Origin of the sequence: Chitinophaga niabensis (assembly GCF_039545795.1) — a bacterium.
Taxonomy (GTDB): domain Bacteria; phylum Bacteroidota; class Bacteroidia; order Chitinophagales; family Chitinophagaceae; genus Chitinophaga; species Chitinophaga niabensis_B.
Map to the genome: position 1 here is coordinate 2096960 of NZ_CP154260.1, position 15872 is coordinate 2112831.

General features: G+C 45.8%; 12 protein-coding genes. 11 read left to right on the forward strand and 1 reads right to left on the reverse strand.

Annotated elements, in window-relative coordinates; genetic code table 11:
• The first annotated feature begins 231 nt into the window (after positions 1-231).
• From AAHN97_RS08355 to AAHN97_RS08390, 8 genes are read left to right on the forward strand one after another with little or no spacing between them, the layout of a single operon-like run.
• Entirely contained in the window at positions 232-1341 is a 1110-nt protein-coding gene (locus tag AAHN97_RS08355; protein WP_343307117.1) for a sialidase family protein, read from the forward strand.
• A 29-nt stretch (positions 1342-1370) separates the two neighbouring features.
• Entirely contained in the window at positions 1371-4316 is a 2946-nt protein-coding gene (locus tag AAHN97_RS08360; RefSeq protein WP_343307118.1) for a SusC/RagA family TonB-linked outer membrane protein, read from the forward strand.
• A 4-nt stretch (positions 4317-4320) separates the two neighbouring features.
• Positions 4321-5838, forward strand: coding sequence for a RagB/SusD family nutrient uptake outer membrane protein (locus AAHN97_RS08365; RefSeq protein WP_343307119.1), 1518 nt, complete (start codon positions 4321-4323; stop codon positions 5836-5838).
• Complete coding sequence (locus AAHN97_RS08370) at positions 5838-6914, forward strand: sialidase family protein (protein WP_343307120.1); 1077 nt, start codon at positions 5838-5840, stop codon at positions 6912-6914. Before AAHN97_RS08365 ends, AAHN97_RS08370 begins: the two co-directional genes overlap by 1 nt.
• A gap of 1 nt (position 6915) precedes the next feature.
• Positions 6916-9435 carry a sodium:solute symporter family transporter gene (locus AAHN97_RS08375; RefSeq protein ID WP_343307121.1) on the forward strand — a complete coding sequence of 840 codons (2520 nt, stop codon included), beginning with the start codon at positions 6916-6918 and terminating at the stop codon, positions 9433-9435.
• A gap of 2 nt (positions 9436-9437) precedes the next feature.
• Positions 9438-10367, forward strand: coding sequence for a DUF6772 family protein (locus AAHN97_RS08380; protein ID WP_343307122.1), 930 nt, complete (start codon positions 9438-9440; stop codon positions 10365-10367).
• Between the two features lie 12 nt (positions 10368-10379).
• The gene (locus AAHN97_RS08385; RefSeq protein ID WP_343307123.1) at positions 10380-10715 is read left to right on the forward strand and encodes a hypothetical protein; all 336 of its coding nucleotides are present in this window, start codon (positions 10380-10382) and stop codon (positions 10713-10715) included.
• Positions 10712-10936 (forward strand): hypothetical protein, encoded by a 225-nt coding sequence (locus AAHN97_RS08390; protein ID WP_343307124.1) that lies wholly within the window; start codon positions 10712-10714, stop codon positions 10934-10936. The genes AAHN97_RS08385 and AAHN97_RS08390 overlap by 4 nt, the downstream gene beginning before the upstream one ends.
• A 171-nt stretch (positions 10937-11107) precedes the next feature.
• Here AAHN97_RS08390 and AAHN97_RS08395 read toward each other — a convergent pair whose 3' ends face one another.
• Positions 11108-12496, reverse strand: a complete 1389-nt coding sequence (locus tag AAHN97_RS08395) for an MFS transporter (RefSeq protein ID WP_343307125.1) — start codon at positions 12494-12496, stop codon at positions 11108-11110.
• A gap of 135 nt (positions 12497-12631) precedes the next feature.
• On the opposite strand from AAHN97_RS08395, the gene AAHN97_RS08400 reads away from it, so the two are divergent.
• From AAHN97_RS08400 to AAHN97_RS08410, 3 genes are all read left to right on the forward strand, one after another.
• Positions 12632-13759, forward strand: a complete 1128-nt coding sequence (locus AAHN97_RS08400; protein WP_343307126.1) for a fatty acid desaturase family protein — start codon at positions 12632-12634, stop codon at positions 13757-13759.
• 249 nt (positions 13760-14008) lie between these two features.
• Positions 14009-15271 (forward strand): kynureninase, encoded by a 1263-nt coding sequence (kynU, locus tag AAHN97_RS08405; protein WP_343307127.1) that lies wholly within the window; start codon positions 14009-14011, stop codon positions 15269-15271.
• Entirely contained in the window at positions 15268-15870 is a 603-nt protein-coding gene (locus tag AAHN97_RS08410) for an SGNH/GDSL hydrolase family protein (RefSeq protein WP_343307128.1), read from the forward strand. Before kynU ends, AAHN97_RS08410 begins: the two co-directional genes overlap by 4 nt.
• Positions 15871-15872: the final 2 nt, after the last annotated feature.

Genomic DNA, 15872 nt, shown 5'->3' on the forward strand with positions numbered 1-15872 from the left:
GAAGCCTCACTTTGATCGCATAAAATAACCCCAAGAAGATTTTAAGAAAGCGATGTACGAGCACCTGAAACCCCATTTTGATCGCATAAAATAACCCCAATCCCCCTCCCAGCAAACATCCCCGGGTTTTAAGCAAAAAAAATTAGGAAAGCTTAGGAATTATTTTTTAGATTTGTCAATATGTAGTACATATAGAACATATCACCTTCACATAATCAAATCTCCACAGTTATGACTTTAAGCAAGATACTTTTGCTTACAGGCCTCTTTATGCCTTTTATTTCCGGAAGCCGGTCGGTTTTGCCTGTTGTAGATCTATCAGCAGACTCCACCCGGCAGGTAGTAGTAGCACAGGGTACACCGGATATTTATAACGGCCAGCCTACCACCGTACTGCTGCCGGATGGAAAAACAATCCACTGTGTATGGACCTATGGCCATGGCGGTAAATGCGGCCCGGCAAAAAGAAGTGACGATGGCGGACTTACCTGGGTACCCCAGCCTGTACCTGAAAACTGGAGTGCCGCTGTAAACTGCCCTGCAGTTTATCTCTTACCCCGCCCGGATGGAGGGCAAAACGTCATCGCATTCGCAGGAAGCGGACCTGATCACCAGATGCAGCAGGCCATACTAAAAAACAATACCTGGGGCCCGATGAAAAGCAACGGCCTGGATCTCACAGGCATGCCATTCTGTACCATCATACCAATAGACGGCGGCAAGCGATTACTGGGCATGACCAACCAAAGAAGACCCGGCGAAAAGGTAGAAAAGAAATCATGTATCCTCGTACAAAGCATCTCTGAAGATGGCGGACTCACCTGGTCGCCATTACAAACAACTTTAGATACCATGGGCCTGAAGCCCTGCGAGCCGGAGATCATAAGATCTCCGAATGGTAAACAACTGCTTTGCTTAATAAGAGAAAACGATTACAAGATCTCGCTATACATGCTCAGTGATGATGAAGGAAGAACATGGTCCACGATCAAACCACTCCCTGAAGGATTATGGGGAGACAGACACAAAGCAAAATACAGTCCGGATGGCAGACTGGTAGTGGTTTTCAGGGACACTGGAAAGAAAAGCGCCACAAAAGATCATTACATGGCCTGGGTAGGTACCTATGAAGATATCATCCAGGGCAAACCCGGACAATACCGCATAAAACTACTCCACAGTTATAAAACATGGGATTGCGGATACAGCGGCCTGGAACTACTGCCGGACCAAACATTCGTGGCCACTACTTACATTAAATACCGGTCCGGAGAGAACAAAAATTCCATAGTGAGCACCCGCTTTTCGCTGTCCGAAACAGACAGGCTCGCACGCCAATAAGCTTTCACCGTTATGAAAAAACTAATGCCATGAAGAAATTAATGATTACGTTATGTATGCTCTGTGGGCTGCTGCTTTCTGCAGGCGCACAGGTCATAACAGGTACCATCACCTCTTCGGAAAATGCAGAAAGCCTGCCCGGAGCAGGGATACTGGAAAAAGGAAAAACAAACGCCACCAGGTCTGACTCTGCAGGTCGTTATACCATCCGCGTTTCAGACCCCAATGCTACATTGATCATTTCCTACGTTGGTTATAAAACAAAGGAAGTAAAGCTCAACGGACAGACTAAAATAAATATCGTGCTGGATCCTTCTGCTGCTTCTGTACAGGAAGTAGTAGTGGTGGGTTATGGTACACAACAACGAAAAGATATCACAGGTTCTATCTCTACTATATCAGCCAGTAAGATCAAAAACCAACCGGCTGTGAGTGTGGACCAGTTATTACAGGGAAGGGCTGCCGGTGTGGATGTTTCACAGGCTTCCGGAGCTCCCGGAGGACGGCTGAATATCCGCATCAGGGGAGCCAGCTCACTGAATGCCGGTAACGAACCGCTTTTTGTAATTGATGATGTGCCTGTTTACAACAGCAGTAAAGATCCTTCGGGTACTTCCTATGGAACATTCACTGCCACCAATGCATTGGCTTCACTGAACCCGAATGATATTGAATCCATCCAGGTATTGAAAGATGCTTCTGCCACCGCTATTTATGGCTCAAGAGGATCTAACGGGGTAATTATCATCACTACCAAACGCGGATCAGGCAACAGGGTGGCCGTAGATTACAATGGTTATTATGGCGTGCAAACAGTAGCAAACAAACTGAAGCTGATGAATGGAACGCAGCATGCTGCATTCCTGAACGACTGGGCACAAACCCGCAACCTGCCCATCCCTTTTGCTAAACCGGATTCCATTGGAAAAGGAACAGACTGGCAGGATGAACTGTTCCGGCCTGCCATGATCCAGAACCACCAGGTATCTTTATCCAGCGGAAAAGGAAACCTGAAATACTTTGTTTCCGGTAACTATTATAACCAGGATGGTATTGTGATCAATTCAAACATGAAGCGATATTCCTTCCGCGTAAATGCAGATGCGAAGATCAATGAGAAAGTAAAAGTTTCACAGTCTTTGTCTTACAGCAGAACCATCAACCGCTCTGTACCTACAACAGGAGCAGGCAGCGGCAACGTGAGGTCTGTAGGAGAGAAGATCTACGAAACATCCCCCACCATTCCTGTATTTGATGAGAACGGAGATTATGTGGATTACTGGTACAATGCTGCAAAAGCAGAAAGCCCTGTAGCTTCTTTACTCAGCGTAAAGAACAAACTGGAAGGAGATAACTTCCTGGGAAATGTAGCACTCGAATACAAACCAATAGAAAACCTCACCTTCAGATCGCTGCTCGGTATCAACCTTACCAACAGGAGTAACCAGGAATATTATCCCAGGGCAACCACCTATATAGGAGGACTTTTAGGCGGCCTGGGCATGATCGGAGAAAGAAAGGTCACGAATGTTCTCAACGAAAACACGGTACGGTATACAAAGATCTTTAAGCAGAAACACAACCTGGAATTGCTGGGCGGTTTTACCTGGCAAAAAGAACAAGACTTTAGCGCTACCACAGAACCTTCCGGTTTTGCGGACGACCGGTTAGGACTCAATTCCATTGGCAGTGCTACCGGCGCTACGATCATTGGTTCTTCTTTAACAGAATGGAGCATGGCCTCTTTCATCGGCAGGGTCAATTATCAGTATGATAATAAATACCTGCTGACGGCATCTTTCAGGGCGGATGGTTCTTCTAAATTCGGCGCAGATAATAAATGGGGCTATTTCCCTTCTGTAGCACTGGGATACCGGTTATCTGAAGAGCCTTTTATGAAAGACCTGAAATTCATTTCCGATCTGAAATTAAGAGGCAGCTATGGGCTTACCGGTAACCAGGAGATCGGAAGTTATCAGTCCCTCGCCACTTTAACCACTTCCAACGCCTATATCTTCGATAACAAACTGGTACCTGCTGCAAGGCATACAAGATTGGAAAACGGAGAATTGAAATGGGAGAAAACAGGGCAGTGGGATATTGGATTGGATGCCGCCTTCTTCAATAACCGCCTGAGATTAACAGCAGATTATTATAAGAAAGATACGCGGAACCTCTTGTTCACGATCGACCTGCAAGCCTATTCCGGTTATAGCAGCGCACTCTATAATACAGGTGGCTTACAGAACAAAGGATTTGAAATAAGCCTGGGTGGAGACATCTTTACCGGTGATTTCACCTGGACGGCCGATATGAACCTTGGGCATAATAAATCAAAGATCACCTCCCTGGGCCGTGCCACTTCTACCACCTTGTTTGTTGGTTATCCTCCCGGCAACTTCCTTGGATATGTGTATGAAGGAGTATTTCATACGCAGGCCGAAATTGATGCACAGACCGTGCAAACCAATGTTAAACCAGGAGACGCAAGATATAAAGATGTTACCGGCGATGGTTTCCTGAATGCGGACGACAGGATTGTAATGGGGAATTCCCTGCCTGAATTCACCTATGGCATCAGTAATGTATTCGGATATAAGAATTTCAGTTTAACGGTATTCCTGCAGGGAGCTGCGGGCGCAGACAGAACAGAGGGCACAGGTTTAAATGATCCTTCCGGCACAGGTAATAAATCCCTGAACCTTTTGAACAGATGGACGCCGTCCAATCCCAACAGCAATATACCAAGAGCAGGTTACAGCAATGTACTTACTTCTACATATCAGTTGATGGATGCATCTTATCTGAAAATAAGGAATGTACAGCTGAGTTATACTTTCCGCTCAGGTTCCAGTGTGTATCTGTCCGGCCAGAACCTGCTGACCAAAACAGATTACATCGGCTATGATCCCGATGGTGGCGGAGGATATCCTACTGCAACCACACTCATGTTCGGCATAAACCTTAAACTCTAAAACCATGCAAACAACCACTAAAAATATAGCCACTGCTTTGCTCGTACTCGCTGGTGTTTCATTCACTTCCTGTGCAAAATTCCTGGAAGAAGAGCCCAAAAGTTTCCTGGCACCGGAGAACTATTATAAAACAGCCGAAGATGCATTTATAGCACTAACAGGTGCTTACGATGCATTGGGCAGTGGCGGTGAATCATATATGGCCAGAAGGCTGCATTACATTACCTGGTACGCTTCTGATGAAGCATTACCTCCCACACTTACAGCACAGCAACCCCTGGATCAGTTCAGCTACGTTGCAGATAACGATGATGTATCCAGGGTATGGAATTCCATGTATGCAGCTATCAACCAGGCTAACATTGTACTCAACAGGGTAGCGAAGATCAACATGGATGAAAACCTGAAAACGCAATACCTGGCAGAAGCACATTTCCTCAGGGCACTGAGTTATTTTTATGGCGTAAGGTTATGGGGCGATCTGCCGCTTGTGGCAAAAGAAGTAACCGCTATCAGCGAAGTGGATATTGCCCGTTCACCAATCAGTGATGTGTATGCCCTGATCATCGCAGACCTTGAATTCGCAGGTTTGCACCTGGCGCCTTCCAATCAGAATGGACGGGCCAGGAAAGGAGCTGCAAAAGCTTTGCTGGCAAAGGTCTATCTGACGAAGGCATCCTCAGCAGCTAAACAGGCGGATGATTATCAGAAATGTGCGGACCTCTGCAATGAAGTATTGGCTATGCCGGAACACGTACTATTGCCGGATTATGAAAAAGCAATAGGAGGAGAGGATGAATTTAATAAAGAATCACTATTTGAATGGCAGGGAGACCGTGTTTTAACTACTTCCAGCGAGTTATGCGTCTTAGGTTCTTTCTCTTTACCAAGAGGAATGTATGTAATACCCGGCCAGGCGGCTTCTGACGGAGGATCTATTGCCAGTGAGGTGACTTATTTCAACAAATATCCTGATAACGATTACCGTAAAGAATGTACCTTTTATACTTCAGGGCCTGATAAGAACGGAAATACCATCACCTGGCAACAATTGGCAGTACCTTATCCCAGTCCTGCTAAAAAGTATATCAATAAAACCAGCACAACGAGGGATGCTGCTGCCTTTTCCGGCAACTTTGTAGTGCTCAGGATGTCGGATGTTTATCTCATGAGGGCTGAGGCACTGAATGAGATCTCAGGACCTGTTGCTGATGCATACGCCATGATCAATGCCATCAGGGGAAGAGCGAGAAAGCGGAACGGAACCAATCCTTCCGCCACACCGGCTGACCTGTCCGGCTTAACGAAAGATGCCTTCCGGGATGCCGTGTTGAATGAACGTGTGCTGGAGCTGGGGTTTGAAGGCCATCGCTGGTTTGACCTGGTAAGAACAAAAAGACTGGTGGAAACCATCAAGGCTATTCATCCTACCTATCCGGTTACAGATAAAAATCTGTTGTTCCCTATCCCGGCCAATGAAATAAAACTGAATCCTAAGATCATACAGAATCCAGAATGGTAATGAAAGTAATAAAGATCATACTGCTGCTGATCTGCCCCTTCCTGGCGAAGGGGCAGAAAACAACACTGTGGGCAGCAAACGAGGATAACATCTTAGCACACTTCGTTTATGGCCTCACGGTAACGGATAAAGGAACCATACTGGCTTTTGCCGAAGCCCGGATAACAGAAAGTAAAGACGATGGCGCACACCATATCGTTTTGAAACGAAGTACAGATAAAGGAAATTCCTTTTCTCCTTCTGTCATCCTCGTGAAAAGCGTAGATGGCCAATCCTGGACGAATCCCACGATTGTACAGGATATTAAAACAAAGGAGTTGTTCCTCTTTTATGCCCTCAATCATCACAACACCAGTACACAGGTATTCTATATCAGCAGTAAGGATGATGGCCTTTCATGGTCCAACGCAACAGAGATCACTTCCATCTTTGAGAACAATAAACAAGGCTGGACCTTCCACCTGCCCGGTCCCGGCCATGGTATTCAATGGAAGAACAAACGCCTGCTCGTTCCGGTATGGCACAGGAGATCTATTTCCTTCGCTGCTGCAGAAAGAGCTTACGGCGTTAATTGTATCTACAGCGATGATCATGGTAAAACCTGGAAAGTGGGAGAGGACGCACCTGTTGGTCAATTTAATGAATCACAGATCGTAACGAAATCAAATGGAGATATCCTGCTGATCGGGCGTACACATGCAGGAGAAGATGGTTCTTATCAGGCAAAGGTGGTCAGCAAGGATAAAGGGATCACCTGGTCTTCTCCGATAGTATATGATAAAGGACTCACGGGCAGTGTATGTGATATTGGATTAGTGCGTTATGCCTCAAAGCCTAATATCATACTCGTATCGCAACCTGCTGACCTTAAGAAAAGAAGAGACCTCACCATCAGGCTAAGTAAAGATGATGGTAATACCTGGGTAACGGATAGATTGCTGCAGGAAGGCAGCGCTACTTATTCAGACTTAGCCGTGCTGCCAGATAAAAGCATCATTTGCCTGTATGGGCATGGAGGAAATAAACATATGCCGGACACGGTGTCACTGGCCCGTTTTAGATTAGATAAGAAATAATATGAAGAAATATATATACCTGCTCTGTGTAGTGTTGTTCTCTTTAAAGGTGCAGGCGCAACAGTGGTTTTCATGGAACAGAACACAGGAGTTGCCGGTGAAGGAAGGATTAAGCAATACCATAACAGGTATCAGTAACGGTGCTTTGATTGTGGCCGGTGGCAGCAATTTTAATCAACCCATTCAGGAAGGAGGGCAGAAGATCATTTACGACAGGATCTATGTTACCACCGATGATAAAACCATGAACTGGAAGGAAGCAGGCAATCTGCCTTTCCCTTTAGCGAATGCGGCAGTAGTGAATACAAACAATGGTTTGCTGGTGATAGGGGGTACCAATGGTAAAAGCAATTCGGATAAAGTATTCTTACTGCGCTGGAATCCTGTAACAAACAAAGTTGAAACAGATACAAACTACCCTCGCCTTCCTGCGAAACTCTCTTCTCTGTCAACAGCCAAAGCTGGTAACAATATTTATGTTGCTGCCGGGCTGGATGATGCAGGTCAGCCATCTCAGGGTTTCTGGAAACTGGACCTTACAAAACCTGAATGGCAGGCACTGCCATCCTGGCCGGGGGCAGCAAGAACAGGCGCAGTGATGCTCACGCAGAGCAATGGAGAGTACGAATGCCTTTACCTCTTTGGTGGTAAAGGAACGGCGGGATATTTAAAAGATGCCTTTGCTTATAATACCAATAAACGTACATGGAAAACACTGGCCGCATTGCCAAGGCCGGCATGGTTCAGTCCTGCTATAGTGTTGGGCCCAACACATGTGATCTTATTCAGTGGATCAGACGGGCATGATGCAAATAAGGCAATTGAGCTGAAAGATGATTATCACATGGTAAAAGAAGTGCTGGCCTATCATACCATCACGGATACCTGGATAAAACTGAACGATGTACCTACAGGTGTAGCAGGGGCTACAGCCGTACGCTGGAATAACCAGCTTATGCTGGTAGGAGGAGAATTGCGCCCCGGCGTTCGCACCAGCCAGATACAGATTGCTGCATTACAAACTGCCAGGCAAAAAAGTAAGTTCGGCTGGATCGATTACAGCACGCTGGTCATTTACCTCCTGATACTGGCATTGATGAGTTATTACTTCTCCCGCAAAAAAACGGATGATTACCTGCTGGGAAGTAAGAATATCCCTTATTGGGTGGCGGGGATCAGTATCATGGCCACACAGGTAAGTGCTATAGGATTCATGAGCATACCGGCTAAAGCTTATGCTATTAACTGGGCCTATTTCGCTGGTGTATTCACCTGGTTTATTGCAGTGCCCATCGTAACCAAAGCTTATATTCCCTTCATCAGAAAACTGAATGTGGCGAGTGCTTATCATTACCTGGAAGAACGGTTCAATTCAGGCGCAAGGCTCTTTGCTGCTTCGGTGTTTGTGTTCTACCAACTGGCACGCATGGGGCTGGTACTCTATCTTCCTTCCTTGGCATTATCCGCCGTTACCCCATTGGATATCATTACCTGTATCATGATCATGGGTGTGCTGAGCACGGTATATACTGTAGTAGGAGGTATTGAAGCAGTGATATGGATAGAAGTGGTACAGGCGGTATTATTATTCGGCGGGGCCTTGGTTTGCGCGGTATTGGCGATTATAGGTTTGAAGGGAGGCCTGTCTGATTTTTTCACACAAGGCATAGCAGATCAGAAATTCAGCCTGGGGCAGGCGGACTGGAATTTTACTTCTTCCTCTTTGATAGTGATCCTGATCGGGAATATCTTCATCCGTTTAGGCAACCTCACCAGCGATCAGGCAGTAGTGCAACGATATATGGTCAGCAAGGACCTTAAACAGGCACAAAGAAGTGTATGGGCAGACGTGGCAGTATCCATACCCTGGGCCATTGTGATCTACGGTTTGGGAACAGCGTTGTACATCTTCTATAAACAACATCCTGAACAACTCAATCCCTCCGTTACTACGGATGGCATCCTTCCGATGTTCATTGCACAGCATGCACCGGTAGGACTCAGCGGGCTGATCATTGCAGCCATCTTTGCCGCGTCTATGGCTACCCTCGAAAGTCACATACACAGCGTAGCCACTATTTTCACCACAGATTTCTACGGCAGGTATAAAAAGGACCTTACACAACGGGAAACAGCAAAAGTAGCAAAGATCGCCACCGTGATCCTTGGCGTATTTGCAACTGGCCTTTCCGTGGTCCTGGTATTTATGGGTGTGAATTCCATCCTTGATGTATTCCAGGAGATCACAGGTTTATTCATTGGTGCCTCCACCGGGCTCTTCATGCTGGGCATCTTCACTAAAAAGGCCAATGCCACCGGTGCATTGATCGGAGCGATCAGCAGTGGTTTGATCCTGTACTGCGTTAAAACATATACACCACTTAGCTTCTGGTTATACAGCGCTATCGGTTTCCTGAGCTGTTACATCATCGGTTACCTGGCCAGTTGCATCCTGCCGGGCAGAAGAGGGTTACAGGGACTTACTTATTATACGATCAAAGATCATTTAAAAGAGAAATAAATATGGAACATGTTATTGCGCTGGATGCAGGGATGAACAAATACCAGCCGCTGAAAAAGATCATTTGTTATGATGATTTTGATAAAGGCCTGAACGGCTGGATGGACCTGCATCCTAATTATGTCGGGAAAGATTTCAATACACTGCGGTACAGCCATGTGGATAAAACACAATGGGGGCCGCTGATGTTGAGCAGTGCCAGTTTCAGGCTGGCAGGCACACATGGTTCCATGGATGGTACATACTCCTTGAAATTATCCACCCGCCAGGCAGCAAATCCTTATACAGAAGCACCTGCACCCGGTAGTTTATCACATGGCATAAAACGTTTGACCACACATCTTCCCAAAGGCTTGCGCCAGTATGAAATGTGGTATGCCTATACACCTGAACAGGACAGGCAGGGACTCAGCGAACAGGCCATGCGCGCATTCGGAATTTTCTTTGATATCCAGGATGATGAATACCGCTATTTCATTGGTGCCCGCTATCTGAATGCCGTGAATGGAGAAATGGTGCGCCGCTGGCAGATCTTTAAAGCAAAGGAAGTAACGGATGTGGAATGGGCCTATGGCGTGGAGAACGACTGGTGTAAAATGGGCATCGATGCCATGTGGTACGGCAAACGTTATGCAGATGGTTCCACAGATGGTTTTGAATTTATCCCCGATGGTTACCAGGACCTCTGCTACAATGAAAGTGACGACAAGATCAACTGGAGTTACCTGCGCCTGCTGATAGACACAGAAAAGAGAGAATATGTGGAATTGCAGTCCGGCAGTAAGATCTTTGACCTCAGAGGGATGAAACCCACACTTACCGCTCCCTATGCGAGAATAAAAGGTTTGTTCAATCCAAGTATGTGGGTGGAAAACGATACAGACAGGCGGGTATTCTTTTATGCAGACTCGGTTGTTATTTCAGGCGAATAATTATTAATTGATATGAGACATTTTCATGCATCTGCCGTAGAGCGCAGGAAGTATTTTAAAGGGACAATGAGCTCTCACCCTATGGAAGCCGGATGGGCAGGAGAAGCCATCTTCTTTTTGATCATAGAAGAATTAAAAGGAAAGGATGCCCGTTTAAACGCATGTGTAGAAATTTCAGCAGATGGTATCAACTGGATCAAAGAAGGATCCGTATTTCCGGCTATAGATCAACCCGGGCATTACTTCTGCAAAGTATCCCATTTCGGCAACTGGTTAAGAGTGCATGGAGAGATAACAGGCCAGGACGCTGAAATAAAAGCATCTGTTCACCTACATCTGAAAGCATGATCAAAGGACCATGGGAACAAGATCTGGTTCAGGAATATCCGCATCCGCAGATTATAAGGAAAAACCGGGCTTCACAGGTCGCAATGGAATATCCGCATCCGCAGATTATAAGGGAAAAACCGGGCTTCACAGGTCGCAATGGAATATCCGCATCCGCAGATTATAAGGGAAAAACCGGGCTTCACAGGGCGCAATGGAATATCCGCATCCGTAGATTATAAAGAAAAAAATCGTATTTTAGCTGAAAGGTCTTTCTGTCTAAACACAGAAAGACCTTCTGTTTTAATACTATTTTACCATTCCTTCACATAGGGTACTCCTGTATCATTCGTTTTACTATCCTATACCCATCCTGGACCCAGCGTAATCGTTAATATACTACCAGCATCTCACTATTGGCGCTTCCCATTCTTAAGCAGTAATACAAATGCCAGCAGGGGAGCAATCGCAAATGTTCCCATCAGCCAGCCTGCCGCCTGTTGTGCGCCAACCATCCCTCCGGGATATAATACACCTGTGGAATTCGCTACCAGGCCAGCCAGCGCAGTACCACAGGAAGTGGCCAATAACTGCACAATAGAAATGGAAGCAGAAGCTTTTGCTTCTTCTCCCGGCGCTGCTGCTTTGAGCACCCTGGTCAGTAAATGTGACCAGCCCATTCCCACGCCTGCACCAACAGATACCAGTAACAAGGACATCCCTATGATATTAAAACTCCCGGGTAATACCACACTCAAACCTGCCAGCCCGATAAAAATAAATACCGGTCCCATGAGGATCATTTTATTGGCATGTTTATCCATTCCTGCAAACGCAATAGATGCGGCGGACCAGCCCAATGCAATGAGTACGGTAAGGTAACCTGCTTTGAGTGGTGAAAAATGATGGATCTCCTGCATGAAATAAGGTACATAGATCTCAACTGTGGCAGCGATCGCTAAAAAAGAGATCACGAGATAAGTTGTGCCCAGTTTGGAAGAGATCTTATAGGCGCCATGTGGTAATAACCGGTTGGAAGAATTTTTCTCACTTAACACCAATGCGCCCAGTAATATAACAGCACCAGCAACTCCTGCGATGTTTGCAGCCATATGTGCTGTGATGCTTCCCACAGAAATAGAGAGCGCCGCCAAAGTGATCAGCAGTAGTTTAAATAAAGGGATCTTATCCGGTTCCGCACCACCCGGTTCTTTCTTCGGTAATACCTTTTCCGTTAACAGTACAATGATGAAGGCAATACCCAGCAAAGTAAAGAAAGCAGAACGCCAATGCCCGAACTGTGCAAAAATACCCCCAATAAAAGGACCGGAAAACGCACTCACACCCCACATGGCAGAGATCAATGCCATAGCCCTGGGCCAGAGTTTCTCTTCAAATACGATGCTCACCATTGCATAAGAAAGCGCGAATAATAATCCGCCCCCGATGCCCTGGATAAAACGGCCGGCCAGTAAAATATAAATGGATGGTGCCAGCGCACAGATCAACGCACCAACAGAGAAAGAAAGGATCGCTGTTCTATAAGCCACACGGGGCCCTTGTTTTACAAGCGTGCGGGAAGAGATCACAGAACCGATCATAGCTGCTACAATATATACCGTAGTAGCCCAGGAGTAGAAATTCAAACCACCAATGTCGCTGGTGATAGAGGGCATGATAGTTGTGGCTAAATAAACGTCTGTTGCATGAAGCATTACGCCACCTGCCAATGCTATTGATTTAATGCCGTTGTTTCCTGTAAGCAATGCCGCCCAGCCGGTCTTTTCCTTTGTAATGAACATAATGGGCGTAAAGGTAATAATAAACCAAATAAATACTTGGTTTATTATTTAACGTTTTGAACACACTGAGTACTATAAATAAAACGTAGCTTACAGGTATACATTTTTGTGAATTTCGTATAACATATTAACAACATGAATGACAAGAATAAAAAACATGCCATCGTCCGCTTTGCACCAAAGGGGAATGACAGTTTTTTCGAAATGGTGAAAGCGAAAGTGGATGATTATTTCACTACCAATAAATTATCCCGTTATGCCACTAAAGGCATGTGGGTGAAAACAGTGGTGATGATACTGATCTACGTAGCACCTTATGTGCTGATGGTTACCGGTGTTGGTGCATCCAGTAACTGGCTTTATCTTGGATTCTGGGCACTGATGGGCCTGGGGGTTGTAGGGATTGGTACCTCTGTAATGCACGATGCCAATCACGGTACCTATTCTTCTAAAAAGAATGTGAACTCACTAATGGCATATATATTGGAAATGATCGGCGGGTACAGCGTTACCTGGAAGATTCAGCACAATATATTGCACCATACCTACACCAATGTATCCGGCCTGGACGAAGATATTGATACCACTGCACTGCTGCGTTTCTCTCCGAATCATAAGCTGCGCTGGTTCCATCGTTTTCAGTTCCTTTATGCCTGGTGCCTCTACGCAGTAATGACCCTGTTCTGGATGACGGTAAAAGAATACCGTCAGCTGGTACGCTACAATCAGTTCTCCCTGCTCAAGAAAGCTAAAACCACATTGCCAAAAGCCATCACCCATCTTACTTTGTATAAACTGTTCTATTACGGTTATATCATTGCATTACCCTTACTGTTCTCAGGCGTTTCCTGGTGGATGGTATTAGTAGGTTTTGCCGTGATGCATGTGATCGCAGGTGTTGCGCTGGCTTGTATATTCCAGCTGGCCCACGTGATGGAAACATCTTCTTATGCTGAGCCGGTAATGGATGAAGGTGGTGAACAAAGGATGGAAGAGAACTGGGCCGTGCATCAGTTACTGAACACTACTAACTATGCGCCCCGTAATAAATGGCTTTCCTGGTTTATTGGTGGATTGAACTACCAGATAGAACACCATCTGTTCCCGGGTATCTGCCATGTGCATTACGCTAAATTGTCGCCTATCATTCATAGTTCCGCGCAAGCCTTTGGTTTGCCCTATAATGTACAGCCTACTTTCCTGCATGCCCTTTGGGACCATGCCCGGATGTTACATATGTTGGGACGAAAGCCCAGGACATAAAAAAAGGGCGGTAAGAATACCGCCCTCATAAATTTTTTAACCATATCCTATGAAAAACCTTAACAAAGATAGGCAGAGAACTTTCCCTCCAATACTTCATTTTGCCAACGTGCAGTTTTATCTGGTGAACGTAGCGTTTTTACTGTTGTTAACCGAAACTTAACAGTTATTAAAATCTTCCCTTTTGCGGAAGTAGTTGATTACTAATCTTTTTGGTCTGAATTGTCATAAATTGCTAACTTGCTGCTTATGACAACAAAATTTGAAGCCTCCGCATCTTTTGCGCAAAGCATGGATGTGCTTGATCCTCTGCACGTTCTGAAATCCCGTTTCCACTTCCCGCAACACCAGGGAAAAGACAGTATCTATTTCTGTGGCAATTCCCTCGGATTACAACCAAAGAGCGTCACTGCGGCTATACAGCAGGAATTATCCGATTGGCAGGAAATGGCGGTAGAAGGTTACTTTCGTGCTAAAAATCCCTGGTTATACTATCAGTACAATTTCGGGAAAGGATTATCTGCTATGATGGGTTGCAGTGAGGAAGAAGTGACCGTCATGAATACGCTTACCGTAAACCTTCACCTGATCCTGCAAAGCTTTTACCGCCCCACGAAGGATCGTTTTAAGATCATCATGGAAGCCGGTGCTTTCCCCTCTGACCAGTATGCCATAGAAACCGCCGTAAAACTCCATGGCTTTGATCCGGAAACCGCTATTGTGGAAGTACATCCTGTAGCCGGTGAAAAGCTATTGCGCAGGGAAGTGATCCTGCAAACCATACAGGACCATAAGGATACCCTGGCACTGGTGCTGATGGGCGGCATCAATTACTACACCGGCCAATTCTATGATATACCCGCTATTACTGCAGCAGCTCATAAAACAGGCGCTTATGCCGGTTGGGACCTCGCGCATGTGGCTGGCAATATTCCTTTACAGTTACATAACTGGGATGTGGATTTTGCCGTTTGGTGTTCCTATAAATACCTGAACGCCGGCCCCGGCGCAGCAGGTGGCCTGTATGTACATGAACGTTTTGGGAATGATCCTGCTTTCCCGCGTTTAGGTGGCTGGTGGGGAAATGATGAGAAAACCCGCTTCAAAATGGAAAAAGGTTTTGTGCCCAGGAAAGGAGCTGCAGGATGGCAGATCAGCACTGCACAGGTGTTTAATATGGTAGCCCTGAAAGCATCTATGGAAATATTTGAGGAAGCAGGTATCCATGTATTACGCGAAAAGAGTTTGCAGCTCACCGCTTACCTGGAACACCTGATCCGCCAATCCCCCTTACCATGTGAGATCATCACACCGGAAGATCCAACGCAGAGAGGTGCACAGCTTTCTTTATTCTTCCCCGAAAATGGAAAGGCTGTTCACGCGCAAATGATGGAAACAGGTATTATCTGTGACTATCGTGAACCAGGTGTGATCCGGCTGGCACCTGCACCTTTGTATTGTTCCTATATGGATGTATTCAGGTTTTATGAAGTACTTAAATTGAAAAGATGAAAATAAATACCTGGCTGGCCCTGGGCGATTCTTATACCATTGGCGAAGGCGTTCCCTTACACGAAAATTATCCTTACCAGGCATTGCAGTTACTGCGTAATCGTGGCTTATTATTCCACGCGCCGGAGATCATTGCCAAAACCGGCTGGACGAGTGATGAACTTATCGCGCATATACAGCAGGTACGTTTACAGCAGGAGTATGATATGGTAAGTATCCTGATCGGTGTAAATAACCAATACCGCGGCATGGATGTAAAGGATTTTGAAACTACGCTGGAATGGCTGGCTGCAAAAGCATTACAGCTCACCAATAATCATGTGGAAAGGGTAGTGGTGATCAGTATTCCCGACTGGGGTGTTACTCCTTTTGCACAGGATCGTGATGCCAATGCTATTCACAATGCCATTGATCAGTTCAACGCCGTTAATCTGAAAGTCAGTAAAGAAAAAGGATTCCATTACATAGATATTACCACCGGCTACCGGAGCACCGGCATGTTACAGGAAAGTGTGGTAGAAGATAAACTGCATCCATCAGGGAAGGTTTATAAAGAATGGGCGGAAAAGGTAGCGGAAGTTTTTTATATTGGAAAATGAAA

Excerpts from the sequence above, each read along its gene's own strand:
- AAHN97_RS08355 (WP_343307117.1), top strand. The coding sequence starts at position 232 with ATGACTTTAAGCAAGATACTTTTGCTTACAGGCCTCTTTATGCCTTTT.
- AAHN97_RS08360 (WP_343307118.1), top strand. The coding sequence starts at position 1,371 with ATGAAGAAATTAATGATTACGTTATGTATGCTCTGTGGGCTGCTGCTT.
- AAHN97_RS08365 (WP_343307119.1), top strand. The coding sequence starts at position 4,321 with ATGCAAACAACCACTAAAAATATAGCCACTGCTTTGCTCGTACTCGCT.
- AAHN97_RS08370 (WP_343307120.1), top strand. The coding sequence starts at position 5,838 with ATGAAAGTAATAAAGATCATACTGCTGCTGATCTGCCCCTTCCTGGCG.
- AAHN97_RS08375 (WP_343307121.1), top strand. The coding sequence starts at position 6,916 with ATGAAGAAATATATATACCTGCTCTGTGTAGTGTTGTTCTCTTTAAAG.
- AAHN97_RS08380 (WP_343307122.1), top strand. The coding sequence starts at position 9,438 with ATGGAACATGTTATTGCGCTGGATGCAGGGATGAACAAATACCAGCCG.
- AAHN97_RS08385 (WP_343307123.1), top strand. The coding sequence starts at position 10,380 with ATGAGACATTTTCATGCATCTGCCGTAGAGCGCAGGAAGTATTTTAAA.
- AAHN97_RS08390 (WP_343307124.1), top strand. The coding sequence starts at position 10,712 with ATGATCAAAGGACCATGGGAACAAGATCTGGTTCAGGAATATCCGCAT.
- AAHN97_RS08395 (WP_343307125.1), bottom strand. The coding sequence starts at position 12,496 with ATGTTCATTACAAAGGAAAAGACCGGCTGGGCGGCATTGCTTACAGGA.
- AAHN97_RS08400 (WP_343307126.1), top strand. The coding sequence starts at position 12,632 with ATGAATGACAAGAATAAAAAACATGCCATCGTCCGCTTTGCACCAAAG.
- kynU (WP_343307127.1), top strand. The coding sequence starts at position 14,009 with ATGACAACAAAATTTGAAGCCTCCGCATCTTTTGCGCAAAGCATGGAT.
- AAHN97_RS08410 (WP_343307128.1), top strand. The coding sequence starts at position 15,268 with ATGAAAATAAATACCTGGCTGGCCCTGGGCGATTCTTATACCATTGGC.